At 69.7% G+C, this 25,126-nt stretch carries 22 protein-coding genes; 19 read left to right on the top strand and 3 right to left on the bottom strand.

From position 1 onward, the window contains the following. The first annotated feature begins 213 nt into the window (after positions 1-213). The 19 genes from GO615_RS20205 to GO615_RS20115 all read left to right on the top strand — a co-directional run bounded on the left by GO615_RS20205 (position 214) and on the right by GO615_RS20115 (position 20,725). Positions 214-1,122 carry an EpsD family peptidyl-prolyl cis-trans isomerase gene (locus GO615_RS20205; protein ID WP_169131375.1) on the top strand — a complete coding sequence of 303 codons (909 nt, stop codon included), beginning with the start codon at positions 214-216 and terminating at the stop codon, positions 1,120-1,122. 15 nt (positions 1,123-1,137) lie between these two features. Next, a complete protein-coding gene (epsE, locus tag GO615_RS20200; protein ID WP_211167250.1) occupies positions 1,138-2,001 on the top strand; it encodes a polysaccharide export protein EpsE in 864 nt (287 codons plus the stop codon). 13 nt (positions 2,002-2,014) lie between these two features. Next, a complete protein-coding gene (gene epsF, locus GO615_RS20195) occupies positions 2,015-3,412 on the top strand; it encodes a chain length determinant protein EpsF (protein ID WP_169131373.1) in 1,398 nt (465 codons plus the stop codon). Between the two features lie 4 nt (positions 3,413-3,416). Beyond that, entirely contained in the window at positions 3,417-4,286 is an 870-nt protein-coding gene (gene epsG, locus GO615_RS20190; RefSeq protein ID WP_169131371.1) for a chain length determinant protein tyrosine kinase EpsG, read from the top strand. Between the two features lie 3 nt (positions 4,287-4,289). Continuing rightward, positions 4,290-5,252, top strand: coding sequence for a glycosyltransferase family 2 protein (locus GO615_RS20185; RefSeq protein WP_169131369.1), 963 nt, complete (start codon positions 4,290-4,292; stop codon positions 5,250-5,252). Positions 5,253-5,265: 13 nt separating this feature from the next. Continuing rightward, entirely contained in the window at positions 5,266-6,657 is a 1,392-nt protein-coding gene (locus GO615_RS20180) for an O-antigen ligase family protein (RefSeq protein WP_211167249.1), read from the top strand. Beyond that, the gene (locus GO615_RS20175; RefSeq protein ID WP_246262385.1) at positions 6,654-8,051 is read left to right on the top strand and encodes an Atrophin-1 multi-domain protein; all 1,398 of its coding nucleotides are present in this window, start codon (positions 6,654-6,656) and stop codon (positions 8,049-8,051) included. The genes GO615_RS20180 and GO615_RS20175 overlap by 4 nt, the downstream gene beginning before the upstream one ends. Then, positions 8,048-8,677, top strand: coding sequence for a serine O-acetyltransferase (locus GO615_RS20170; RefSeq protein ID WP_169131365.1), 630 nt, complete (start codon positions 8,048-8,050; stop codon positions 8,675-8,677). The genes GO615_RS20175 and GO615_RS20170 overlap by 4 nt, the downstream gene beginning before the upstream one ends. Then, positions 8,674-9,897 carry a glycosyltransferase gene (locus GO615_RS20165; protein WP_169131363.1) on the top strand — a complete coding sequence of 408 codons (1,224 nt, stop codon included), beginning with the start codon at positions 8,674-8,676 and terminating at the stop codon, positions 9,895-9,897. The genes GO615_RS20170 and GO615_RS20165 overlap by 4 nt, the downstream gene beginning before the upstream one ends. Next, complete coding sequence (locus GO615_RS20160; RefSeq protein WP_339380090.1) at positions 9,894-11,090, top strand: glycosyltransferase family 2 protein; 1,197 nt, start codon at positions 9,894-9,896, stop codon at positions 11,088-11,090. Before GO615_RS20165 ends, GO615_RS20160 begins: the two co-directional genes overlap by 4 nt. Next, positions 11,087-11,836, top strand: coding sequence for a WecB/TagA/CpsF family glycosyltransferase (locus tag GO615_RS20155; protein ID WP_169131361.1), 750 nt, complete (start codon positions 11,087-11,089; stop codon positions 11,834-11,836). Before GO615_RS20160 ends, GO615_RS20155 begins: the two co-directional genes overlap by 4 nt. Beyond that, positions 11,833-12,900 (top strand): SGNH/GDSL hydrolase family protein, encoded by a 1,068-nt coding sequence (locus GO615_RS20150; RefSeq protein ID WP_169131359.1) that lies wholly within the window; start codon positions 11,833-11,835, stop codon positions 12,898-12,900. The genes GO615_RS20155 and GO615_RS20150 overlap by 4 nt, the downstream gene beginning before the upstream one ends. A gap of 6 nt (positions 12,901-12,906) precedes the next feature. Next, positions 12,907-14,328, top strand: coding sequence for an MBOAT family O-acyltransferase (locus GO615_RS20145; RefSeq protein WP_169131357.1), 1,422 nt, complete (start codon positions 12,907-12,909; stop codon positions 14,326-14,328). A 41-nt stretch (positions 14,329-14,369) separates the two neighbouring features. Next, positions 14,370-15,404: a glycosyltransferase gene (locus GO615_RS20140; protein ID WP_169131355.1), complete on the top strand. Its 1,035-nt coding sequence runs from the start codon at positions 14,370-14,372 to the stop codon at positions 15,402-15,404. Next, complete coding sequence (locus GO615_RS20135) at positions 15,405-16,889, top strand: lipopolysaccharide biosynthesis protein (protein ID WP_169131353.1); 1,485 nt, start codon at positions 15,405-15,407, stop codon at positions 16,887-16,889. Between the two features lie 51 nt (positions 16,890-16,940). Beyond that, positions 16,941-17,759: a polysaccharide pyruvyl transferase family protein gene (locus GO615_RS20130; RefSeq protein ID WP_169131351.1), complete on the top strand. Its 819-nt coding sequence runs from the start codon at positions 16,941-16,943 to the stop codon at positions 17,757-17,759. 52 nt (positions 17,760-17,811) lie between these two features. After that, positions 17,812-19,134 carry a UDP-glucose dehydrogenase family protein gene (locus tag GO615_RS20125; RefSeq protein WP_169131349.1) on the top strand — a complete coding sequence of 441 codons (1,323 nt, stop codon included), beginning with the start codon at positions 17,812-17,814 and terminating at the stop codon, positions 19,132-19,134. A gap of 80 nt (positions 19,135-19,214) precedes the next feature. Further along, positions 19,215-20,318: a nucleotidyltransferase family protein gene (locus GO615_RS20120; RefSeq protein ID WP_169131347.1), complete on the top strand. Its 1,104-nt coding sequence runs from the start codon at positions 19,215-19,217 to the stop codon at positions 20,316-20,318. 224 nt (positions 20,319-20,542) lie between these two features. Further along, positions 20,543-20,725, top strand: coding sequence for a hypothetical protein (locus GO615_RS20115; protein WP_169131345.1), 183 nt, complete (start codon positions 20,543-20,545; stop codon positions 20,723-20,725). Between the two features lie 57 nt (positions 20,726-20,782). On the opposite strand, the gene GO615_RS20110 is transcribed toward GO615_RS20115, so the two are convergent. From GO615_RS20110 to GO615_RS20100, 3 genes are all read right to left on the bottom strand, one after another. Continuing rightward, on the bottom strand, positions 20,783-22,840 hold the full coding sequence (locus tag GO615_RS20110) for a M3 family metallopeptidase (protein ID WP_169131343.1): 2,058 nt from the start codon (positions 22,838-22,840) through the stop codon (positions 20,783-20,785). A 180-nt stretch (positions 22,841-23,020) separates the two neighbouring features. Then, on the bottom strand, positions 23,021-23,794 hold the full coding sequence (locus tag GO615_RS20105) for a DUF2189 domain-containing protein (RefSeq protein WP_169131341.1): 774 nt from the start codon (positions 23,792-23,794) through the stop codon (positions 23,021-23,023). Between the two features lie 237 nt (positions 23,795-24,031). Beyond that, positions 24,032-24,967 (bottom strand): phosphoribosylaminoimidazolesuccinocarboxamide synthase, encoded by a 936-nt coding sequence (locus GO615_RS20100; protein WP_169131339.1) that lies wholly within the window; start codon positions 24,965-24,967, stop codon positions 24,032-24,034. Positions 24,968-25,126: the final 159 nt, after the last annotated feature.

Below are 25,126 nucleotides of genomic sequence, written 5' to 3'. Positions count from 1 at the left end.
GATGACGGGGAGGGCGGGGTCGATTCGCTGCTGCTGGCGGGACTCGCACTGTTTGCCCTGATTGCGCGCCAGCGGCTATCTGCAATGCCGCGCATCCGTAATTCCGCCCTATTCCAGTAGATCCGATGTGCGCAATTGCGCGGGGCAGTGCGCCGCGCAATTGCCGACCGCGGCTTTACATATTCTGATTCAAATCATCAATCGGGTAGATCGATGTCTTCGCTTGAACGCGGCGCATTTTCTGGCCCATTCTCCGGCCCATTTCCTGGCGCAATTCCTGCCGTACTTCTGGCCGTCTTCCTCCTCAATGCCTGCAGCAAGGGCGAGGCGGAAGGAAAGCCGGCGTTCGACGTGGTTGCGAAAGTGAATGAGCAGGAAATCCAGGCCAATGAATTGAATTCGGTCGCGGCCCGCGCGGCGTCGCAGGGGGCGACCGAGACAGGAGCGCTAGAGCGCCTGATCGACCAGGAGCTGATGGTGCAGCAGGCGCGCGAACGCAGGCTCGATCGCGACCCGCGCGTGCTGCAGTCCTTCGAGGCGGCGCAGCGGGAGATCCTTGCACGGGCCTATCTGGAGCAGGTGACGGAACAGATCCCGCCGCCGGGCGATGCGGAGATCTCGGCCTTCCATGCGGCCCATCCCGAGCTGTTCGCGCGCCGGCGCATCTACAGCCTGCAGGAGCTGGAGATCCGCGTGCCGGTAGAGCGCTTCGACGAGCTCGAGCGCGTGAGCGCGAAGGCGGCGGGCGTGGACGAGGTGAAGGACTGGCTTGCGCGCGAACGGATCGAGTTCCGCGTCACCACCGCGGTGAAGCCGGCCGAGCAGCTGCCGCTCGAGAGCCTGAAGGGCTTTGCGCGCATGAAGGACGGGCAGATGGCGCTGAGCCGGACCGGAAGCGGCGCGCTGCTGGTCCATCTCGTCACGTCGCGCGAGCAGCCGGTGGATCTGGCGACCGCGCGCCCGATGATCGAACGCTATCTGGTGAATGAACGCAAGACGGCGCTGGCCAAGGCGGAGGTCGAGCGCCTGCGCGATGGCGCGCGCATCGAGTATGCGCCCGCGGCCGCGACCCCGAATGCGGTCGCCCCTGCGGAGCCGCCCCGCGCGTCCGTGCCGCGATGATCGAGGGAGAGATTCATGCTGTTGTCGACAACGATTCGAGATGTTTTCGGGATTTCGCTGCAGATCTGCCTGGCGTGCGCGTCGGCGTGGGCGGTGGCCCAGGTGCCGCCGCCTGCACCGGCGGCGGTCGCCGCGCCGGTCGGGGCGGACGCGCGCGAGTACGTGCTGGGGCCGGGCGACATCGTGCGCATCAGCGTGTTCCAGAACCCCGACCTCACGACCGAAGGGCGGGTGTCGGAGACGGGGGCGCTGACCTTCCCGCTGATCGGCAGCATTCCGCTGGGCGGACTCACGGTGTCGGCGGCCGAGGCGCTCATTGCGGAGCGTCTGCGGACGGGCGGCTTCGTGCTGCAGCCGCAGGTGACGGTGCTGCCGGTGCAGATCCGCGGCAACCAGGTGGCTGTGCTGGGGCATGTGAACAAGCCGGGCCGCTATCCGCTCGACACCTTCAACGTGCGCGTGACCGACATGCTCGCGAACGCAGGCGGAATCGCGACGGGCGGTGACGACGTGATCGTGCTGGTCGGTACGCGCGACGGCCAGCCCATCCGGCAGGAGCTGGACCTGCCGGCGCTGTTCCAGCGTGGCGATGGCGACGCGAACATGATGCTGTCGCCCGGCGACGTGATCTTCGTGCGGCGTGCGGACGTGTTCTACATCTACGGCGAGGTGCAGAAGCCGGGCGCCTTTCGCCTGGAACGCAACATGACGGTGATGCAGGCGCTGGCGACGGGCGGCGGGCCGACGCTGCGCGGCACGGTGCGCGGGCTGCGCATCCATCGGCGCGGTGCGGACGGCAAGGTCGCGGTGATCGAGCCCACGCTGGAGGACCGCCTGCGGCCGGACGACATCATCTACGTGAAGGAGAGCCTCTTCTGAGGCGGGGCCGATCATGAATCTCGGACAATTCCTGCGCATCCTGCGTGCGCGCTTGTGGCTGGTGTGCGCGGTGGTGGTGGTCGTCATGGCGGCGGCCTTCGCGGTGAGCGTCGTGCTGCCTCAGAAGTACTCGGCCGAGACGGCGCTGGTCATCGACGCGAAGTCGGCCGATCCGATCGCGGGCGGCATGATGCCGTCGCAGCTGATGGCGAGCCACATCGCGACCCAGGTCGACATCATCGGCTCGGAGCGCGTCGCGCTGCGCGTCGTGGAGCTGGCGGGGCTGGAGCGCATGCCGCAGTTCCGCGAGCAGTGGCAGGAAGCGACGGGGGGGACGGGCGAGCTCCGCGCCTGGATCGGCGCGGTGCTGCGCTCGCGTCTGGAGGTGAAGCCCGCGCGCGAGAGCAACGTGATCCGCGTCCGCTATACGGCATCGCAGCCGGAATTCGCCGCGATGATCGCCAACACCTTCGCCAAAGCTTACATGGAGACGGCGCTGGAGCTGCGCGTGGAGCCGGCGCGGCAGTACGCGCAGTGGTTCGACGAGCGCACGCAGGGCCTGCGCGAGGAACTGGAGGCGGCGCAGAAGCGCCTGTCGGACTACCAGCAGAAGCACGGCATCGTGTCCGCGGACGGACGGCTGGACGTCGAGACGGCGCGGCTCGCGGAGCTGTCGAGCCAGCTCGTGCAGGTGCAGGGGCAGCGCGCGGAGAGCCGGTCGCGCTACAGCCAGGCCGGTGCGGCCGAGTCCCTGCCGGAAGTCACGCAGAACCCGCTGATCGCCAACCTGAAGGCCGAGCTCGCGCGGCGCGAGGCCGAGCGCGAGCAGATGCTCGGCCGGCTGGGGCCCAACCACCCCGAGGTGGGCAAGCTCGCTGCGGTGATCGCTTCGCTGCTGCAGCGTATCGGCGCCGAGACGCAGCGCGTCGCCGCGTCGCTGGGCTCGTCGAGCCGCATGAGCGCGGCGCGCGAGGCGGAGGTGGCAGCGGCGGTGCAGGCGCAGAAGGCGCGTGTGCTGCAGCTGCAGCAGCATCGCGACCAGATCTCGGTGCTGCAGCGCGATGTCGAGGGCGCGCAGAAGGCCTACGACCAGGTGGCGCAGCGCCTCTCCGCGACGAGCCTGGAGAGTCAGGCGCAGCAGGTGAACGTGGCGGTGCTGACGCCCGCGGCGACGCCGATGTGGCCGTCCGGCCCGCGCCTGCTGGTCATGCTGGCGCTGGCGCTGGTGGTCGGCGTAGTGCTGGGCGTGGGCAGCGCGCTCCTGATCGAACTGATCGACCGGCGGGTGCGCGGCGAGGACGACCTCGCCGGGCTGCCCGGCGTGCCGGTGCTCGGCAGCGTGCCGGGCAGCCGGTGGGGCGACCGGGTCTCCCGGGCGCGCGTGTCGAGTCGAACTGCCGGAGTCTATTGATCCCATGAATGCACCCCTGAGCGGCGCCCTCGATCCGAAGGGCGAACATTCGATCGGCGCGATCCTGATGGCGGCGGGCCGCCTGCGTGCCGACGAGAACGAGCGCATCGTGCGCCTGCAGCGCGACAAGGGCCTGCGCTTCGGCGAGGCTGCCGTGAAGCTGGGCCTCGCGAGCGAGACCGACATCCGCTACGCGATGGCGCGGCAGTTCGACTACCCCTGCCTGCAGGCGGGCGAGAGCAAGGTGTCGCCCCGCGTGATCGCGGCGTTCAACCCGTTCTCGGCGCAGGTCGAGGCGCTGCGTGCGCTGCGCAGCCAGCTGATGCTGCGCTGGTTCGACCCGTCCGCGGGGCGCAAGCTGCTGGCGGTGGTGAGCGCGGATCGCGGCGCGGGGCGTTCGTGGATGGCGGCGAACCTCGGCGTAGTCTTCTCGCAGCTCGGGCTGCGCACGCTGGTGATCGACGCCGACCTGCGCCGGCCTTCGCTGCACACCCTGTTCGGCCTCGACACCGGCAGCGGACTCTCCACCCTGCTGCTCGGCCGCCCCGCGCCCGATGCGCTGCGACCGGTGCCCGGCCTGCGTTCGCTCGCGGTGCTGCAGGCCGGCGTGGTGCCGCCGAACCCGCAGGAGCTGCTGTCGCGCCCGATGCTGGGGCAGCTGCTGCAGCAGTACTCGGCGGCTTTCGACGTAGTGATCCTGGACACCGCCGCGGGCGAGCGCTGCGCCGATGGCGTGATGGTCGCGGCGCGCGCACGCGCGGCGCTGATGGTGGCCCGGCGCAATACGAGCCGCATGGCGGCCGTGCGCCGCTACGCGGAGCGACTGCGCGAGTCGGGCGTGGGCCTGGCGGGTTCCGTGATGAACGGGGATTGAGACATGAGCCGCCTGACCGATGACCCCGGGATCGTCGCCGCGCAGCAGTGCCTGCGCCGCGCGCCCGCGCCGCTCGTGAGCGTGGTGATCCCGTCCTACAACCGTGGCCACGCGCTCGGCGCGTGCATCGCCAGCGTGCTGGGGCAGACGCTGGAGGACTTCGAGATCGTCGTCGTGGACGACGCCTCGACCGACGACACGCGCGAGCGCGTTGCCGCGATCGGCGATGCGCGCATTCGCTATGTCGCGCACGAGCGCAACCGCGGCGGGGCGGCAGCGCGCAACACCGGCGTGCGCGTTGCGCGGGGTGACTTCATCGCCTTCCTCGACAGCGATGACGGCTGGGCGCCGCGCAAGCTCGAGCGGCAGATCGCGCTGCTGGGCGAGCGCGGGCCGGAGTACGGCGTCGCCTACACCTGGTTCATCGGGCGCGACCGCGACGGCGGCGAGGTGTCGCGCTCGGACCACAGCCTCGACGGCAGCGTCGCGGATGCACTGCTGGTCGCGAACCATGTCGGCACCTTCTCCAGCATCGTCGTGCGGCGCGACGTGTTCGAGTGCGTCGGCGGGCTCGATGAGGATCTCAGGAGCTGCCAGGACTGGGACCTGTCGATCCGCCTGAGCCGGGTGACGAAGATCTGCTGCGTCGAGGATTACCTCGTCTCGTACTTCCACAACGGCGCAGACAAGCATCGCATCTCGTCGAATCCCGCGTCCCTGATCCAGGGCCATCGGCGCATGCTTGACAAGTTTGCCGACGACTACGCGCGCCTGCCGCGCGACCGGGCGGCGCAGGCGCTGCGGGGCTACCTCGACGTGTTCGCGGGCGCAGGGTCGTTCGAGGACGTGCTGCGGCTCGGTCGCCGCATGCTCGCGACGACGCGCCACCCGGGCAGCGCGCTGCAGTGCGGCGTGGCGCTGGCGCGTGCCGCCAAGCGGCGCATGACGGGGCGCTTCGGGTACTGACGTGGGACACTCGATGCAGTCGCCCCCTCCTGCCGTGCTGACCGGCGGCGCGCTGCTCGTCGCGCTGGCGGTGGGACTGGCGCTGCCGCTGTACGCGCAGGCGATGTCCGGCAGCGCCGTGCGGCTGCTGGCGCTGCCGGCCCTGCTGGTGCTCGCGATCCTGTTCCTGTATGACCGCCTCGTGCTGCTCGCGCTGGTGCTGCTGTTGCGCGCTGCGGGCGACCTGGTGTTCGAGACCACGCGCGTGGAGATCGGCGGCCTCGCGATCGGCTTCGGCGGGTTGGTGAATGCCTTCGTGATCCTGATCGCGGTGCTGCTGGTCGCCGCGCGGCCGGAGCGATTTCCCACGCGCGTCGCCGCGCCCTGGGCGGCCTTCCTGATCGCCGCGCTGATCGGAGTGGGGATGGCGCCGAACCTCGGCGATGCGGTGCGGAGCTACCTCGGCCTGCTGTCCTACTTCGCGGTCTTCGTCAGCGCCTTTTACTTCGTGAGGGGCGAGGGCGACTTCAAGGTGTGCGTGAAGCTGGTGCTGCTGTCCTCGCTGCTGCCGGCCGCGTACGGGCTGGGAGAGCTGGCGCTGCACGGGCTCGCGGGCGGCCTGCAGGCCTTCCGGCTGAAGAGCACCTTCAGCCATCCGAACATCTTCGCGTTCTACCTGACGCTGGTGCTGCTGCTGTCGCTGTACGCGCTGAAGAGCCCGGCGATCGCGCTGACGCCGCTGCGCCGCACGCTGCTGACGGCCTACGTGCCGCTGCTGCTGGGCCTGCTGCTGCTCACGCAGACGCGCAGCGCATGGGTTGCGTGCTTCGCGATTTTCGCGCTGTACACGCTGCTGTTCGAGCGGCGCTACCTCGTCTACCTGCTGCTAGCACCGGCGCTCGCGCTGCTGGTGCCGGGCGTGCGCGAGCGGGTGCTGGACCTGGGTAGCGGCAACGAAGTCGTGCAGTACGCGAAGCTCAATTCCTTCGCCTGGCGCCTGCAGATCTGGGAGTACGGCCTGCGCTGGATCCGCCCGGAAAACCTGCCGCTCGGCTACGGCCTGGGTGCGTTCAAGCATTTTGCGCCGGTCTTCTTCCCCTATTCGGGCGGCGTGAATTTCGGCGCGCACAACATCTACGTGCAGATCCTGTTCGAACTCGGCGCGCTGGGCCTTGCGGCCTTCGCGTGGCTGTTCGCACGCCTGTTCTCGATGCTGCGGCGCATGGCTGTGGTCGACCGCCTCGGCGCCTTCGTCGCGATCGCACTGCTCATCGAGTACCTGATCATTTCCGCGTCGGACAACGTCCTCGCCTATCTCGCCTTCAACTGGTACGTGTGGATCGTGCTCGGCGCCGCGTGCGCGGTCGCGCTGAGCCGGACGGCGCCGGTTGCGGCTGCGAGACCGACGCAAGGAGGGACAACATGACGAATATCATCGCGCGTCTGGCGGCCTGCGGGCTGACACTCGCATGCGCCGGTGCGGCGGCGCAGAACGGCACGGTGTGGGGCAGCTACGAGACGCCGTTCGCGGCCACTTCGCCGTGGAACAGCCGGCCCGTGAACCCGACGTTCGGCGAATTCGTGATCCCGAAGTCGGACTATTACCCGTCGATCGCCGAAGGCGCGTGGTCGACCGGCGTGTTCCTCGCGGGCAGCGAGGATCCGCCGGTGACCGTGGTCGGGCTGCCGAACAGCAAGGGCGTGTGGGACCCCGATGCGGGCGTCCATCGCACGGTGGCGATCCCGCGCTGGCCCGCCGGCGTGATTCCGGCCAGCGCTGCGGATGGCCACGCCGACATCGTCGATCCGCTCGCCGGCGTCATCCATTCCTTCTACAAGCTGCGCCAGTCGGAGGGCCAGTGGATGGCCGCGCAGTACGCGTGGACGCGCCTCGACGGCCGCGGCTGGGGCGATCCGGCGCATTACTTCCAGGGCGCGCGGGCGGCCGCGGTGCCGACCTCCGGCGGCCTGGTGCGCAAGCACGAGATCGACGACGGCCGGCCGCTGTACCGCCATGCGCTGGCGATGTCGCTGACCTACAACGCCCTGTCGGCGAACCCGACCTACGTCTTCCCGGCGACTTCGGCCGACCGCGACGCAGCGACGACCAATACCGGCCAGATCCCGGAAGGCGCGCTGGTGATGCTGCCGCCCGCGTTCGACCTGGACAGCATCAAGACCACGGCCGTGCGCAAGGTCGCCGAGACGCTGAAGACCTACGGCGCCTACGTCGTCGACCGCAATCGCGGCACGCCCTACGTGATCTACGTCGAGAACGGGTCGGGCTTCAACCTGCATCGCGGCGGCTGGAACACCGTCGCCGCCGCGGATCTCGAACGCATCCGCCAGGGGCTGCGGCAGGTCGTCGCGGTCGATGGCTGGGTCGATGGCGACGACAGGTCGGTCGAGCCGGAGCGCAACCTCAACCTGCTGTCGATGCGCGGGCCGTGGGCGCGCACGGGCGGCACCGTATCGGGCAGCTTCGAAACCTGGGAGCAGGCGGTCGTGTTCCCGCCGACGGCGAGCGCGACGGTGATGGTGAACAGCAGCGGCCGCAGCCTGCATCCGGTCGCATGGGCGCTTCCCGTCGCCGGCCAGGGCTACCGCCTGCGCGCGATCGCGACCGGCGGGGCGCGCCTGCGCCTGCAGCTGCGCGACAAGGCCAGCGGCGCGACGCTGTTCGACAGCAAGGAATTGAACAACGACGAGGTCGCCGACTTCGTCTGGCCGACCGGTGCAGTGACGCCGGTGGTGACGGTGATCAGCGGGGTCGGCACCGGTTCGACGGTGCGCGGCGAACTGTTGAGGACGGGCGGATGAGCGTGCAGCAGGAAGTCGCCGCCCGTGCCGGATGGCGCGCACGGCGGGATCGCGACTGGGCCGCGGACCGGCGCCGCTACGGTGTGCGTCGGCCTTTCCTGAAGGAGCAGTCGATCTGGGCGGTCGCCGTGTATCGCTTCGGCCGTCGCGTCGATGCGCGGCCGGACGGGCTCGCGAAGCGCCTGCTGACGGCCGTCTACTGGCTCGCCTTCCGGCTCGTCGAGACCGCGGTGGGCATCAGCCTGCCCAAGGCCGCGCGGATCGGCGGCGGGCTGCGCATCTGGCACTTCGGCGGCGTGTTCGTGCATCCCGACGCGGTGATCGGGCGCAACTGCACGCTGCGCCAGGGCGTGACGATCGGCAATCGCCACGAGGGTGGCCCGGCGCCGGTGATCGGTGACGACGTCGAGTTCGGCGCCTATGCGCAGGTGCTGGGCGGTGTGCGCATCGGCACGGGCGCGCGCATCGGCGCGCTGTCGGTGGTGCTGTGCGACGTGCCCGACGGCGCGACCGCGGTGGGCGCGCCGGCACGCATCGTCAGGGAATGCGCGGTGCCGCTCCCCGGCATGGAACACAGGAGGGAAGACGTGGAAGACGATGAGCTGATCTTGGAGGGTGGACGTTGAGGATCGCCTACCTGATCAACCAGTATCCGAAGGTGAGCCACAGCTTCATCCGTCGCGAGATCCTCGCGCTGGAACGGCAGGGCTTCGACGTGCTGCGCATCGCCGTGCGCGGTTGGGATGCGGAGCTGGTTGATGCCGAGGACCGCGCCGAGCAGGCGCGCACCACCTACCTGCTGCAGGACGGCCTGGGGGCGTTGGCGAAGGCGGTCGCGCAGGCCGCGCTGCGCGAGCCCGGCCGCTTCCTCGCCGCACTGCGCCTCGCGCTGCGCATGGGGCGCCGCGCCGACCGGCCGTGGCCCTACCACCTCGTCTATCTCGCCGAGGCCTGCCGCGCCTTGCCGGCCCTGCGCGAGTTCGGTGCACACCATGTACATGCCCATTTCGGCACCAATCCGGCCGAGGTCGCGATGCTGATCGAGACGCTCGCCGGCCTGCCCTACAGCTTCACCGTGCATGGACCGGACGAGTTCGACAAGCCGGGTTTCCTCGGCACCGGCGAGAAGATCCGGCGCTCGGCCTTCGTCGTCGCGATCAGCTCCTTCGGCCGCAGCCAGCTCTTCCGCTGGGCCGCGCACCGCGACTGGGAGCGCGTGAAGATCGTGCACTGCGGGCTGGAGCCCGCCTTCCACGCCGTGCCGCCGACGCCGCTGCCGGCCGCGCCGCGCCTCGTATGCGTCGGCCGCCTGTGCGAGCAGAAGGGCCAGCTGCTGCTGGTCGAGGCGCTGGCGCGGCTGGCGGAGAAGAAGGTCGATTTCGAGATGGTGTTCGCCGGTGACGGCGAACTGCGTGGCGAGGTCGAGCGCCTCGTCGCCCGCCACGGCCTGCAGCGGCAGGTCCGCATCACCGGCTGGATCAGCAGCGAGCAGGTGCGCGACGAGATCCTCGCCGCGCGCGCGCTGGTGCTGCCGAGTTTCGCCGAAGGCCTGCCGGTGGTGATCATGGAAGCGCTGGCGCTGCGCCGTCCGGTGGCGACGACTTACGTCGCGGGAATTCCCGAACTGGTGCGCCCGCAGGAGAACGGCTGGCTCTTCCCCGCCGGGTCGGTCGAGGCGCTCGCCGCGGTGCTGGAAACGGTGCTGGCGACGCCGGCCGCGGAGCTCGAGCGCATGGGCGAGGCCGGGCGTCGGCGCGTGCTCGAGCGCCACGACGTCGACCGCGAGGCGGCAAAGCTCGGGGACTACTTCCACGGGGCCTGTGCGGCAGGGAGGGGGGCCCGGTGAGCATCCTGTCCGCGCTCCTCGCGACCGTCCTTGCGATCGTCCCCGCGCTGCTGCTCGTGCCGGTGGTCGTGCTGTTCGTGCAGGTCCTCGCCGCGCTGCCGCGGCGCCGGTCCCGATCGGTTCGGGCGTCCGCGCGTCCGCGCGTCGCGGTGCTGGTGCCGGCGCATGACGAGGCGCTCGGTATCGTCGCGACGGTCCGCAACATCCGCGCCCAGCTCGGCGACGGCGACCGGCTTGTGGTCATCGCCGACAACTGCAGCGACGACACCGCCTTGCTCGCCCGCGAGGCCGGCGCCGAGGTCATCGTGCGCCAGGATCCGCAGCGCCGCGGCAAGGGCTATGCGCTCGATTTCGGCATGCGTTTCCTGGAGGCGGCACCGCCGCAGGCGGTGGCGATCGTCGATGCCGACTGTCGCCTCGCCGACGGCGCGCTCGACCGCCTCGCGCGCAGCTGCGGCGCGAGCGGGCGCCCGGTGCAGGCGCTGTACCTGATGCATGCGCCGGCCGGCGCCGGTCTCAAGCTGCGCATCGCCGAGTTTGCCTGGGCGGTGAAGAACCGCCTGCGCCCGCTCGGCTATGCGCGGCTGGGCCTGCCGTGCCAGCTGATGGGCTCGGGCATGGTCTTCCCGTGGGCGACGCTGCGCGACGCCGAGCTAGCGAGCGGCCACATCGTCGAGGACCTCAAGCTCGGGCTGGAGCTGACCGCGGCCGGTCATGCGCCGCTTTTCTGCCCGGAAGCGCGGGTGGGCAGCGACTTCCCGTGCTCGGACGAGGGCGCGCGCACGCAGCGCACGCGCTGGGAGCACGGCCACCTCGCGATGATCGTCGCCGACGCGCCGCGCCTGCTGCGCCTGGCGCTCACTCGCCGCAACCTGCGGCTTGCCGCGCTGGTCCTCGACCTGTGCGTGCCGCCGCTCGCGCTGCTGACGTTGGCCGTCGTGGCCGCGTTCGCGCTCACCGGCGTGCTGGCCGCGGCCGCCGGGCCGGTCCTGCCCTTCGCGCTGGCCACGCTCGCCTGCGCGCTGCTTGCGACGGCCGTGTTGCTGGCCTGGGCCGCCTGCGGGCGCGACATCGTCTCCTTCGCCGATCTCGTCCGCGCGCCGCTGTACGCGCTGTCGAAGATCCCCCTCTACCTGCGTTTCCTCGTCCGCCGCCAGGTCGACTGGGTACGCTCCCGCAGGGATGCCTCATGAATCCGCCCACCGTATTGCAGGCGCGCTGGACCCAGGTCCTGCGCCATCTCCTGACCATTCCCAGCGACGACGACGCGGCAAGGCTCGTCGAGGAACTCGCCGCCGGCCGGCAGCCGCGCATGCTCGCCTTCGTCAATGCCCACGCGATGAATTCCGCCGTCGGCGATTTCGAGTTCTACAAGGCGCTGTGCGATGCCGACGTGCTGCTGCGCGACGGCTCGGGCATGGCGATGCTGTTCCGCATGCTCGACGGCGATCCCGGCCTCAACATGAACGGCACCGATTTCATCCCGCGCCTGCTCGAAGCCTATCGCGGCCGGCGCGTGGCGCTGTGGGGGACCTCGGACAAGTGGCTCGCCGCAGCGGCCGCGCGCTGCGAGGCCGAGTTCGGTGTCGAGGTGGTCTCGTCCGAGAACGGCTTCCATGCGCCCGCGCACTATTGCGACGCGGTACGGCGCACGCGCCCCGAGCTGATCGTGCTCGGCATGGGCATGCCCAAGCAGGAAACGGTCGCCCGCCTCGTGCGCGCGACCGCCGGCGGCGCCCCGCTGATCGTGTGCGGCGGCGCGGTCATCGACTTCCTCGGCGGCAAGGTCGAGCGCGCGCCGCGCTGGGTGCGGCGGGTGGGCATGGAATGGGCCTACCGCCTCGTGCGCGAACCGCGCCGCCTGTTCCACCGCTACGTCATCGGCAATCCGCTCTTCATGCTGCGGGCGTGGCGCTGCCGCGCGGCCTGGGCGCGATGAATCGCACAGCCGGAGCGGGCCGGCGCATCGCGACGATCGTCGTCTCCGCCGCCCTCGTCTTCGTCGCCGTCGAGACCGCGCTGCAGGTCCGCTCGCATCTGCGCTTCGGCCAGAGCGTGTTCAACGCGCTGCGCGGCGAGACGCGCTACGTCGAGGACGAGCGCACCGGGCTCAAGCTGCTGCGCCCGAACCGCGTGTTCCCCGGTCAGGACGTCGAGATCCGGACCAACAGCCTCGGCCTGCGCAGCCCCGAGCTCGCGCCGCAACGCGCGCCGGGCAGCCTGCGCGTCGCCGTCGTCGGCGCCTCGACGGTGATGGGCGAACTCACGCGGAGCAACGACGCGACCTTCCCGGCCCTGCTCGCCGAACGGCTGCGGGCGCACCATCCGCAGCGCGCGATCGAGGTCGTGAATGCCGGCATCTCCGGCTACCGACTCGCCGACCAGCTGCGCATGCTGGAGAAGGTCGTGCTGCCGCTGCAGCCTGACCTCGTCATCGTCTATCCCGGCTTCAACGACTTCGCCGACTACTGTCGCGCCGCGGCGCCGGCCACCACGCGCCAGGGCCTGCCGCTGCTGACCCTGCCCGGCTGGTTGCTCAGCGTCGAGGCCGTGCGGCGCCACACCGCGTTCCTGCGCGCCGGCTCACCGAGCCGGCAGACGCTGCTCGACCCCGCCGCGGTCGACCTGCAGCCCTATCGCGCGCGGCTGGAGGGCCTCGTCGCGCGGGCGCGCGAGGCCGGCGTGCCGCTCGTGCTCGCGACCAACGCCCGCGCCTATCGCCCCGAGCAGCCGCTCGAGGAGCAGATGCGCCTGTCGGCGCAGGCGCGCCATTTCAACCCCTGCTTCGACCTGCCGGGGCTCAACGCCCTCTACGACCGCCACAACGGCGAGATCCTCGACGCGGGCCGGCGCCTGGGCGTCCCGGTGCTGCCCCTGCACGAACGCATCCCCGGCGGGCGCGCGTACTTCGCCGACGCCAGCCATTTCACGCTCGCCGGCGAGCGGCTCGCGGCCGACACCATCTTCGCCTTCCTCGTGCGCCGCGGCCTGCCCGGCGCCTGACATGCGATGAGCTTCCAGTCCCTGCATTTCCTGCTGTTCCTGTGCCTCGTGTTCGCGCTCAACCGGTGCCTGCTGCAGCGTCCCGACGCGCGCAAGAACCTGTTGCTCGCCGCCAGCTACTACTTCTACATGTGCTGGGACTGGCGCTACGCCGGCCTGTTGCTCCTCATGAGCGCGGTGAACTTCCTCGCCGGGCGCAGGATCGAGGACAGCACCAGCGAGCGCGGCAGGAAGCTGTGGCTCGCCTTCGCGCTCGCCGTCTCGCTCGGCGTGCTCGCCTGCTTCAAGTACCTGAACTTCTTCATCGACAGCGCGGCGCGCCTCGCAGCGTCCTTCGGCGTCGAGGCGGACCTGCCGGTGCTGCAGCTCCTGCTGCCGGTCGGCATCTCCTTCTTCACCTTCCAGAGCCTCTCCTACACGCTCGACATCTTCCGCGGCCGCGAGCGTGCGACCGGCAGCTTCCGCGACTTTGCACTCTTCGTCGCCTTCTTCCCGACCGTGCTGTCCGGGCCGATCACGCGCGCGCGCCAGTTCCTGCCGCAGCTCGAAGCGCCGTTGCCGGACAGCCGCGAGCGCGTGGAGGAGGGCCTCGTGCTGATCCTGCGCGGCTTCGTGAAGAAGATGGCCTTCGCCGACGTGCTCGCGCTCCATCTGGTGAATCCGGCTTTCGCGTCGCCGGCCGACTACTCGCCGCTGTTCCTGCTCGTCGCCGTCTATGCCTTCAGCTTCCAGCTCTACATGGACCTCTCCGGCTACACCGACATCGCGCGCGGGGTCGCCAAACTCCTCGGCTTCGAGCTGCCGACGAACTTCGACCGCCCCTACCGGGCGCTCAGCGTGTCGAACTTCTGGCAGCGCTGGCACACCTCGATGTCGGGTTTCTTCCGCGACTACCTCTACTTCGGCGTCGGCGGCTCGCAACGCGGCAACGTGTATGTGAACCTCTACATCACCTTCATCGCGATCGGCTGCTGGCATGGCGCGGGCTGGAACTTCGTGCTGTACGGCGTCATCCACGGCAGCTGCGTGTGCTTCGAGCGCTGGCGCCGCGGCCGGCGTGCCGCGCGCGGGCTGCCGGCCGAACCGCAGGGCCTCGCGCCGCGCCTCGTCGCCATGCTCGTGACCTTCCACATCGTCGCGCTGTCGCGAATCCTGTTCCGCGCGCCCGACCTCGACGGCGCGGCGGCCTACCTCGCGGCGATGCTGCAACCGGCAAGCGCCCAGGCGGCCCCCTTCACCGCAGTCGGCGTCGCGACGCTGCTCGTCGCGGCGCTGCTGCACTACGTGTCGCCGCGTCTCTTCGAGCACGCCGCCCGCGGCTACCTGCGGGCACCGGTGGTGCTGCAGGGCGGAGCGCTCGCCGGCCTCGCGTTCATCCTCCTGGCCTTCTCCTCGGGCGGGGCCTCGTTCATCTACTTCCAGTTCTGAGCCCGAGCACCGGGGCCGGACGAGATCAATTGGAGACATTCATGGGAGCCAGTCTCGCAGTCGCCACGCAGGCGCCGATCCGGGTGCTGCAGTCCTTGCGGCCGCAGGTCGACGACAACCCGTACGTGAAGCAGGTCGTCACCGCCGTGTCGCGGCATGCGGACGTTTCCTGGTTTTCGTGGCGCACCGCGCTGTTCGGCCGCTACGACGTGCTGCACGTGCATTGGCCGGAGTTCCTGCTGCGGGCTCCCGAGCGCAGCAGGCTGCTGCAATACGCGCTGTTCCTCGCGCTGATCGCGCGGACGACCCTGTCGCGACGGCCGGTCGTGCGCACTCTGCACAACTTCGAACCACACGAAGGCGCAAGCCGCGTCGAGCGCTTCCTGCTGGAGCTCCTCGACCGGCGCACCCGCGTGTGGATCCGTCTCAACCCCGTGACCGCCGAGCGCGCACCGCAAACCGTCACCATCCTGCACGGGCACTACCGCGACTGGTTCGCGCAGTTGGACGTGCCCGAGTCGGTGCCGGGCCGCCTCTTGTATTTCGGCCTGATCCGGCCCTACAAGGGCGTCGAGACCCTGCTCGACAGCTTCCTCCGCATGGACCCCGAAGCGGCTCCGGGAGCGGAGCTGCACATCGTCGGCCACGCATCCACCGACGCGCTGCGCCGCCATATCGTCGAGGCGTGCAACCTCGATCCGCGCATCGGTGCGCGCCTGAGCTACGTGGACGACGCCACGCTCGCGACCGAGATAGGCCAGGCGGAGCTCGTCGTGCTGCCCTTCCGCCGCATGCTCAACTCGGGTTCCTTGCTGCTCGCGCTGTCGCTCAACCGCCCGGTGCTGGTGCCGCGCAACGAGGCCAACGAGGCGCTCGCCGAGGAGATCGGCCCGGGCTGGGTCTACATGTACGACGGCGATCTCGATCGCGACACGCTGATCGGCGCCCTGTGGCAGGTCAGGAACGTGCAGCGTGCCCCGATGCCGGATTTCTCCCGGCGCGAATGGGCCGATGCCGGCGCCCGCCACTACCGTGCCTACCTCGCGGCAATCCGCGGCGAGCCGGTCGAGGGCTGAATGAGCAGCGGCAACGTGTCCGCGGCGGCGAACGCCGTCGCCCCCCGACTGGGGCGGCTGGCGGCACGCGGCGCGCTCGTCACGATGGGCGGTCAGGCGTGCAAGGTCCTGCTGCAGCTCGGCGGCATCATCGTGCTCGCCCGCCTGCTGTCGCCGGGCGACTACGGCCTGCTGGCGATGGTCACGGCGATCGTCGGCGTCGGCGAGGTGCTGCGCGACTTCGGTCTGTCCTCGGCCGCGGTGCAGGCGCACAGCGTGTCGCCGCAGCAGCGCAGCAACCTCTTCTGGATCAACAGCGGCATCGGCCTCGCGCTCGCCCTCGCGGTGTTCGCCTGCGCACCGGCGATCGCCACCTTCTACGCCCAGCCGGCGCTGCAGCCGATCGCGCAGGCGCTCGCGCTGAGCTTCGTCATCAACGGCATCGCCACGCAATACCGTGCCCAGCTCAACCGCGACATGCGCTTCGGCCGCCTCGCCGCCGCCGACGTCGGCGGGCAGGCGCTCGGGCTCGCCGCGGGCGTCACGCTCGCGCTGCGCGGTCACGGCCACTGGGCGCTCGTCGCCCAGCAGCTCGGCCAGGCGCTCGTGACGCTGCTGCTGATCGCCGCGACGAGCGGCTGGCGTCCAGGGCTGCCGCGCCGCGGTGCCGACATGGGCGGCTTCCTGCGCTACGGCGGCAACCTCATGAGCACCCAGCTCGTCGTCTATGCCAGCCGCAACGTCGACGCGCTGATCATCGGCCAGCGCTTCGGTGTCGAACTGCTCGGCCTGTACAACCGCGCCTACCAGTTGCTGATGCTGCCGCTCAACCAGATCAACGCGCCGGCGACCTCGATCGCGCTGCCGGTGCTGTCCCGCCTCCACGACGACGGCGAGCGCTACGGCCGCTTCCTGCTGCATGGGCAGGCGGTGATGCTGCACCTCACGGTGGCGAGCTTCGGCTTCGGCTGCGCCCAGGCCGAGCCGCTCATCGTGCTCGTGCTCGGTCCGCAATGGGCTCCCGCCGTGCCGATCTTCCAGATCCTCGCCGTGGGCGGCGCCTTCCAGGTTGCCGCGCAGGCGAGCTACTGGGTCTTCCTGTCGAAGGGGCTCACCGGTTCCAACCTGCGCTTCACGCTCGTCTCCCGTCTGCTGCTGATCGCCGGCATCGTCTTCGGCGCGCAGTGGGGCGCTCAGGGCGTGGCGACGGCCTACACCCTCGGCGTCGCGCTCGCCTGGCTGGGCGGCCTCGTATGGCTGCGCGACTCCGGCGCGCCGGTCGGCGCGATGGGCCGCAACGCGCTGCGCGTGATACTTGCCTACGCCCTGTGCGGCCTCGCATCCGCCGCGGCGGCGCTGGAATGGGCGGGTTCGCTCGCCGGGCGCCTCGCGGTCGGCACCGGGGCCATGCTTGCCGCCTTGCTCCTGCTGCTCGCGCTGTGGCCCGCCTTCCGCCGCAGCGTCGCCGACGTCCTGCGCAGCCGCAATTTGCTGCGTGCGGCCTGAGGAGCGGGCCGCGCCGCACCCATCGGAATCTCCCATCACGCGCACGAAACGATGCTCAAACGAATCAAGAACCTCTTCGGCCCCGCGCCCGTGCCCCAGCCGCCCGTCGCGGCGCCGCTACCCTACCGCCATGTCTCGTTGTTCCACTGGCGCCCTGCGAACGGCAGCGTGAACTTCGGCGACCACCTGTCGCAAGTGCTCGTCTCGCGCGTGCTCGGCCTGCGCGGCCTGACGCTCGAGGACCAGGTCGAGCAGTCCGCGCGCCTGCTCGCGATCGGCTCCATCCTGCACTTCGCCACGCACGACGACGTCGTGTGGGGCTCGGGCGTCAACGGCAAGGTGCCCGAGTCCGCCTTCACCGCGCAGCGGCTCGACATCCGCGCGGTGCGCGGCCCGCTCACCGAGGAATTCCTGCGCAGCCGCGGGCACCGCGTGCCGGCGGTGTATGGCGACCCCGCGCTGCTCGTGCCGCATCTCTTCGCCGGCCGCTTCCGGCCCACCGGCGAAAAGCCGCACGTGATCGTCCCCAACCTGCACGACCTGAGGGTCGTCGCCGGCAAGCCCGACGTCGTGTCGCCGCTCGCCGGCTGGAACGTCGTCGTCGCCGAGATCCTCAAGGCCCGCCTGGTCATCGCCAGCTCGCTGCACGGGCTCGTGATCGCCGAAGCCTTCGGCATTCCCGCGCGCTATGTGCGCCTGAGCGAAACCGAGGACCTGTTCAAGTACCGCGACTACTACTACGGGACCGGGCGCACGGACTTCGAGTACGCGAGCTCGATCCCGCAGGCGCTCGAGATGGGCGGCATGCCGGCCTTCGCCTTCGATCCGCGGCCGCTCCTCGACGCCTTCCCGTGGGACCTGTGGCGCTGAACGCGTCCCGCGCGGCACACCCCATGCAATCCAGAGAAAAGGAAGAAACCCAATGAAGCTCACCGTCATCGGAACCGGCTACGTCGGCCTGGTCTCCGGCGCCTGCCTTGCCGACGTCGGCAACGACGTGCTGTGCCTGGACGTCGACCCCGCCAAGATCCGCACCCTGGAGGAGGGCGGCATCCCGATCCACGAGCCGGGCCTGCTCGACATCGTGCGTCGCAACGTCGAAGCCGGTCGCCTCGCGTTCACGACCGACCCCGAGCGTGCCGCCCTGCACGGCGAGATCCAGTTCATTGCCGTCGGCACCCCGCCCGACGAGGACGGCTCGGCCGACCTGCAGTACGTGCTCGCCGCGGCGCGCGCCATCGGCCGCCACATGGACGGCTACCGCGTCGTCGTCGACAAGTCCACGGTTCCCGTCGGCACCGGCGACAAGGTGCGCGCCGCGATCGCCGCAGAGCTCGCCGCGCGCGGCATGGAGCTGCCCTTCTCGGTCGTCTCCAACCCCGAGTTCCTCAAGGAAGGCGCCGCCGTCGACGACTTCATGCGCCCCGACCGCATCGTCGTCGGCGCCGACGACGAGCGCGCGATCGAGCTGATGCGCCGCCTCTACGCCCCCTTCCAGCGCAAGCACGAAAGGCTCGTGGTGATGGACGTGCGCTCCGCCGAACTCACCAAGTACGCCGCCAACGCGATGCTCGCGACCCGCATCAGCTTCATGAACGAGCTCGCGAACCTCGCCGAGACGCTCGGTGCCGACATCGAACTGGTGCGCCAGGGTATCGGCTCCGACCCGCGCATCGGCTGGCACTTCCTCTACGCCGGCTGCGGCTACGGCGGCTCGTGCTTCCCCAAGGACGTCAGGGCGCTGATCCGCAGCGCGTCCGAACACGGCCGCGAGCTCAAGGTGCTCGCCGCGGTCGAGGCGGCCAACGATGTGCAGAAGCACGTTCTGGTCGACAAGATCGTGCGCCGCTTCGGCGAGGACCTCAGCGGTCGCCGCTTCGCGCTGTGGGGTCTCGCCTTCAAGCCCGATACCGACGACATGCGCGAGGCGCCGAGCCGCGTGCTGATCGAGGAGCTCCTGCGCCGTGGGGCGCGCGTCACCGCCTACGACCCGGTCGCGATGCGCGAAGCCGAACGCATCTTCGGCGACGATGCGCGCATCAGCTACGCCGGGCGTCCCCGGAGCGCGCTTGAAGGCGCCGATGCGCTGGTGATCATCACCGAGTGGAAGGAATTCCGCAGCCCCGACTTCGAGGCGATCCGCAGTCGCCTGCGCCAACCGGCGATCTTCGACGGTCGCAACATGTACGAGCCCGCGCGCGTGCGTTTCGAAGGCATCGAGTACTTCGGTATCGGGCGCGGCTGAAGTCCCACCCTTCCGAGCCGCTTCCAACCCCCGCGACCGCGCGGCGGGGTTCCGTTTCCAATCAAGAGAGAGGTGTCACGATGGCAAAAGCAATGATCCTGGCCGCAGGGCAGGGCACGCGGGTGCGCCCGCTGACGAAGAACGTGCCCAAGCCGATGGTGCCGATCCTCGGCAAGCCGGTGCTGGAATACCTGATCGAACATCTCGCGCGCTTCGGCGTGAAGGAGATCATGATCAACGTCGCCTTCAACCACCACAAGATCGAGGACTACTTCCGCGACGGCCACCGCTGGGGCGTAGAGATCGGCTATTCCTACGAGGGCGTGCGCGACCACGGCGAGATCGTGCCCAAGGCGCTCGGTTCGGCCGGCGGCATGCGCCGCATCCAGGACTTCGGCGGCTTCTTCGACGAGACCACGCTGGTGATCTGCGGCGACGCGCTGATCGACCTCGACATCCGCGCGGCGCTCGACGAGCACCGCCACAAGAAGGCGCTCGCGAGCGTCGTCACGCTCGAGGTGCCGCGCGAGCAGGCGCAGAACTACGGCATCGTCGTCACCGACGCCAACGGCCGCGTGAAATCCTTCCAGGAAAAGCCCCGGCCCGCGGAGGCGAAATCAACGCTCGCGAGCACCGGCATCTACATCTTCGAGCCCGAGGTCATCGACCTGATCCCACCGGGGCGCGAGTTCGACATCGGCAGCGAACTCTTCCCCCTGCTTGTCGCCGAGGAACGCCCCTTCTACGCGCAGACCCGCTTCTTCAACTGGATCGACATCGGTCGCCTCACCGACTACTGGGCGGTGCTGCAGCGCGTGCTGCGTGGCGAGGTCGCGCAGATGGACATGCCCGGCAGGGAGATCCGCCCCGGCGTGTGGGTCGGCCTCAACACCTCGATCGAGTGGGACAGCGTGCAGGTCGTCGGCCCGGTGTATATCGGCTCGGGCGTGCGCATCGACCCCGGCGTATCCGTCATCGGCCCGACCTGGATCGGCCACGGCAGCCATCTGCGCGCCGGCTCACGGGTCGAGCGCAGCATCCTGTTCGAGTACACCCGAGTCGGCGAAGGCCAGCGTTTCAGCGAGAAGATCCTCTCGCCGCAGTACTGCGTGGACCGCTCGGGCGAGACGCTCTACGTCGGTGACGACCGCACCGAACTGCGCTGGGGCGACGCCCGGGCCTGAGTCGCGGGAGGTATATTGTCGGAGGCGCGACACGGGGGCCGGCGCTTGCCATGTCGGCCGCTTTTACAGATTGCGCCGCTGCGCTCGCGGCGGCCTCAACACTGCGGTGTATCTCTTTGTGTAGACAGAAAATTCTTGAAATGGCCCAGATCATGCTTCGCTTGAGCCGAGGGGGCCGACACACCGGCTCCGACAGTTCGTGCACTCGGGCGGGGAGGCTTGGTATGGTTGACTATCAAGGGCCGGAGCAGCGCGTCGATTGGGTGATGCGCCAGTACGTCGAGACCATCGTCCAATACCTCGCCCGAGGCGGGGGTCAGGCGAATGCCCGGAGAAACATGACGGAACGCGGCGTGCCGGTCCACGTGCAGGAACGCGTGCTGGAAGGCTACGCCGCGATTCACTGATCGCATAGGGCGTGAGGTGTGAGCGAGGGGTACGTCCCGCCGTGCCCCTCGGGAGCGTTACGCTTCCACCATGCCATTGTGGCGCAGAAGCGCATCGACGCGCGGTTCGCGTCCGCGGAAAGCCTTGAACGAATCCAGCGCCGGACGGCTGCCGCCCACCGCGAGGATCTCGCGCCAGAAGCGCTCCCCCGTGGCGCGGTCGAGCAGCGTCCCCTTGCCCGCGCCAGCCTCCTCGAAGGCCGCGAACGCGTCCGCCGACAACACCTCGGCCCACTTGTAGCTGTAGTAGCCCGCCGCATAGCCGCCCGCGAAGATGTGCGAGAAGCTGTGCGGGAAGCGGTGCCAGGCCGGCGGGAACATCACCGCGACTTCGCGGCGCACCTCGTCGAGGAGTGCCATCACGCGCTCGACCGGCACCGGGCCGGCGGAGGCATCGACTTCGCTGTGCAGGCGCAGGTCGAACATCGAGAACTCCAGCTGGCGCACCGTCTGCATGCCGCTCTGGAAGTTCTTCGCCGCGATCATCTTGTCGAACAGCGCGCGCGGCAGCGGCGCGCCGGTGTCGACGTGGGCGGTCATGCCGGAGAGCACGTCCCACTCCCAGCAGAAGTTCTCCATGAACTGGCTCGGCAGCTCGACCGCGTCCCATTCCACGCCGTGGATGCCGGACACCGCGAGCTCATCGACGCGCGTCAGCAGGTGGTGCAGGCCGTGGCCGCATTCGTGGAACAGCGTCAGCACGTCGTCGTGGGTAAAGGTCGCCGGCTTGCCGCCCACCGGGCCGGGGAAGTTGCACACCAGGTAGGCCACCGGCGTCTGCACGCCGCGCATGTTCGAGTAGCGGCTGCGCGCCGAATCCATCCACGCCCCGCCGCGCTTGGTCTCGCGCGCATGCAGGTCGAGGTAGAAGTGGCCCACCGTCTCGCCCGCCTTCTCGATGCGGAAGAAATGCGCGGCCGGATCCCATTTCGGTGCGTCCTCGGCGACGATATCGACGCCGTACAGGCTCCTGATCACCCCGAACAGGCCTTCGAGCACCTTGGGCTCGGGGAAGTACTGCTTCACCTCCTGCTCCGAGAACGCATAGCGCGCCTGGCGCAGCTTCTCCGACGCGTAGGCGACGTCCCACGGCTGCAGCGGGTCCAGGCTCAGCTCCGTGCGCGCGAAGTCCTTCAGTGCGGCGAGATCCTGCTCCGCAAAGGGCTTCGCCTTGGCCGCGAGCTCGCGCAGGAAGTCGAGCACCTGGGCGGGCGAGTCGGCCATCTTCGCGACCAGCGACACCTCGGCGTAGTTCGCGTAGCCCAGCATCTTCGCCTCTTCGGCGCGCAGCGCGAGGATGCGCCCGATCAGCGGGCCGTTGTCGAGTTCGGCCTTGCCCTGTTCGGACGCGCGCGTCGCATAGGCGCGGTACATGCGCTCGCGCAGCGCCTGGCTGTCGGCGTACTGCATCACCGGCAGGTAGGACGGCATGTGCAGCGTGAATTTCCAGCCCGGCTTGCCGTCGCGCTCGGCCGCGGCACGCGCGGCGTCGATCGCGTCCGCGGGCAGGCCGGCGAGTTCGGCCTCGTCACCGATCCACTCGGCGTGCGCGTTGGTCGCGTCGAGCAGATTCTCGGAGAACTTCGCCGCGAGCGCCGACATCTCCTCCTGGATCGCCTTGAAGCGCGGCTTGTCGGCGTCCGGCAGCTCCGCGCCGGACAGGCGGAAGTCGCGCAGCTCGTGGTCGATGATGCGCCGGCGCACCGGCGGCAGCTGGTCGTACTCAGCGCTGTTGAAGAGCTGGCGGTACTTCTCGAACAGTTCCAGATTCTGCCCCACCTCGGCGTAGAAGCTCGACACCTCGGGCAGCAGCGCGTTGTAGGCCTCGCGCCATTCGGGCACGTCCATCACGCTGTGGAGATGGCCGACCACGCCCCAGGCGCGCCCGAGGCGCTCGCCTTCCTCGGTGAGCGGGGTGACGAAGTTCGCCCACGTGGGCGGCGCCGGGTCGGCGATGAGGTCGGCGATCAGCGCGCGGTTCTCGTCGATGAGCTGGCGGATCGCGGGGGCGACGTGTTCCGGCCGGATCTCGTCGAAGCGCGGCAGGCTGGTGAAATCGAGCAGGGGATTGGGCATGCGGTTCTCGGCTGGCGCAATGATCGTTCTGGAATGGGCGGGCGAAGCCAGTGCGCGGCTGTTGCGAGCCGCGCACGCGCGCTGCCCCGGCCGGTCATTCTAACCGCAGGGGCCGCGCCACGCCCGGGGGCGTGCGCGCGGCCGGACGTTGCCGCTGCACGCCGGAAGCGCCTTGCAGGCTTACTCGACGAGATCCTTGTAGGCATGCCACGTAGCATGGCCGACGAGCGGCAAGAGCACCACCATGCCGATCATCATCGTCGCGAAACCGAGTCCGATCAGCACGACGATCAGCGCGGCCCACATGGCCATCGCGCCGAGGTTGAAACCGACCGCACGGGCGCTGGTCATCATCGCCGTCACCATGTCGCTGTTGCGGTCCATGAGCATGGGCACCGATACCACCGACAGCGCGAACACCAGGCCGGCGAGCGCACCGCCGACGACGAGGTAGGAGACGACGAAGTGCACATAGTCGCCGGACAGGAAGACATCGCGGAAGAAGTTCGCCATGTCGGGCGTCACGCCGTGATAGAAGAGCGCGAACAGGATTGCCGACAGGCGTTCCCAGCCGAGCAGCACGAAGGCGAGAAAGGCGCCGTAGTAGAGCAGATGGTCGCCGTGCTGGCGCAATCCCTTGATCGACTCGAGGAAGCTGGCGCCTTCGCCGCGTTCGTGGCGGCGCGAAATTTCATACAAGCCCGCCGCGGCCAGCGGCCCGACGAGGAAGAAGCCGGAGACCGCCGCCGTGAACAGGTAAGGCATGTCCGTCGCGTAGGCGAGGATCACATAGCCGAGCACCGCGAAGATCACGCCGTAGCTCAGGCTCGCGCCCATGTTCGCGCGCATGTCGTCCCAGCCCATGCGCAGCCACTGCAGCGGTCGCGATGCTTCGACCTGCCTGACGTGGGGCAGGGTGAAATGACGGTCGAGGGTATTGAACGACTTGTCCATGGCAGCCTCCTTGGGGTTCGAAGTACCCGCGGGCGGTTCCGTCCGGCATGGCCGCGATGGGGATAGCCCCCGGGTGGAGTTTTAGAGCGGCCTTGGTCGGGCAAGTTCGGGGATTTTCACCCGTTTTGCGGCGGGTTTGCGAGCTCGTTCCCACGATCGCCGGGCGGCGGATGTGAAAAAGCCCGCCGTCCCCGGCGTGATGCCGGGCAGGGCGGGCCTTGGCAGGGCGCGGTGCGCTCAGGCCAGGGTCTGGCCGGTCAGGCGCTCGTAGGCCTCGCGGTACTTCGCGGCGGTGCGCGCGATCACTTCCGCGGGCAGCGATGGGCCCGGCGCCTTCTTGTTCCAGGTCAGCGTCTCGAGGTAGTCGCGCACGTACTGCTTGTCGTAGCTCGGCGGGCTGATGCCCTCGCGGTAGCTGTCGGCGGGCCAGAAGCGCGATGAGTCGGGCGTCAGGGCTTCGTCGATGAGGTGAAGGGTGCCGGCCGCGTCGATACCGAACTCGAACTTCGTGTCGGCGATGATGATGCCGCGCCCGGCGGCATAGTTGGACGCTTCCGTGTACAGCGCGATCGCCGCATCGCGCGCCTGGCTGGCGAGCTGGGCGCCGTTCTTGCCGGTGCCCGCGAGCTCATTGACGAGCGCGGCGGCGCAGCGCGTCTGCGCCTGCTCGAAGGAGATGTTCTCGTCGTGGTCGCCGACGTCGGCCTTCGAGGCCGGCGTGAAGATCGGCGAGGGCAGCTTCGCCGCCTGCTTGAGGCCCGCCGGCAGCTTGATGCCGCAGATCGCGCCCGTGTCCTGGTAGTCCTTCCAGCCCGAGCCGATCACGTAACCGCGCACCACCGCCTCGATCGGCAGCGGCTTCAGGCGTTTCACGACCAGCGCGCGGCCGCGCACCTGCTCGCGCTCGTCGGCAGCAACAACCGACTCCGGATCGATGCCCGTGAGCTGGTTCGGCACGATGTGGCCGAGGCGCGAGAACCAGAAGTTCGCCATCGCGGTCAGCACGCGGCCCTTGTCCGGGATCGGGTCCGGCAGGATCACGTCGAAGGCGGAGAGCCGGTCGCTGGTGACGATCAGCAGCTTGTCGGCGTCGACGGCATAGATGTCGCGCACCTTGCCGCGCCCGAGCAGCTGCAGGCTCTTGATGGAGGATTCGAACAGGGGAGTGGCCACGATGGAAAGCTCTTTCAGGGCAAAACGCGATTATAGGACAGCTTGCAAGCTACTCGTCTCTCCGGCCGCAGCGAAGCCGAGGCGATCGCGCGCACGCGGCACTGGGGGGCATCTGTGGGAGCGGCTTCAGCCGCGAATCGGCCCAGGGAGCGCCCCGCC

Source organism: Aromatoleum evansii (genome assembly GCF_012910805.1).
Classification (GTDB): Bacteria; Pseudomonadota; Gammaproteobacteria; order Burkholderiales; family Rhodocyclaceae; genus Aromatoleum; species Aromatoleum evansii.
This window is presented reverse-complemented; position numbering and strand designations above follow the sequence as displayed.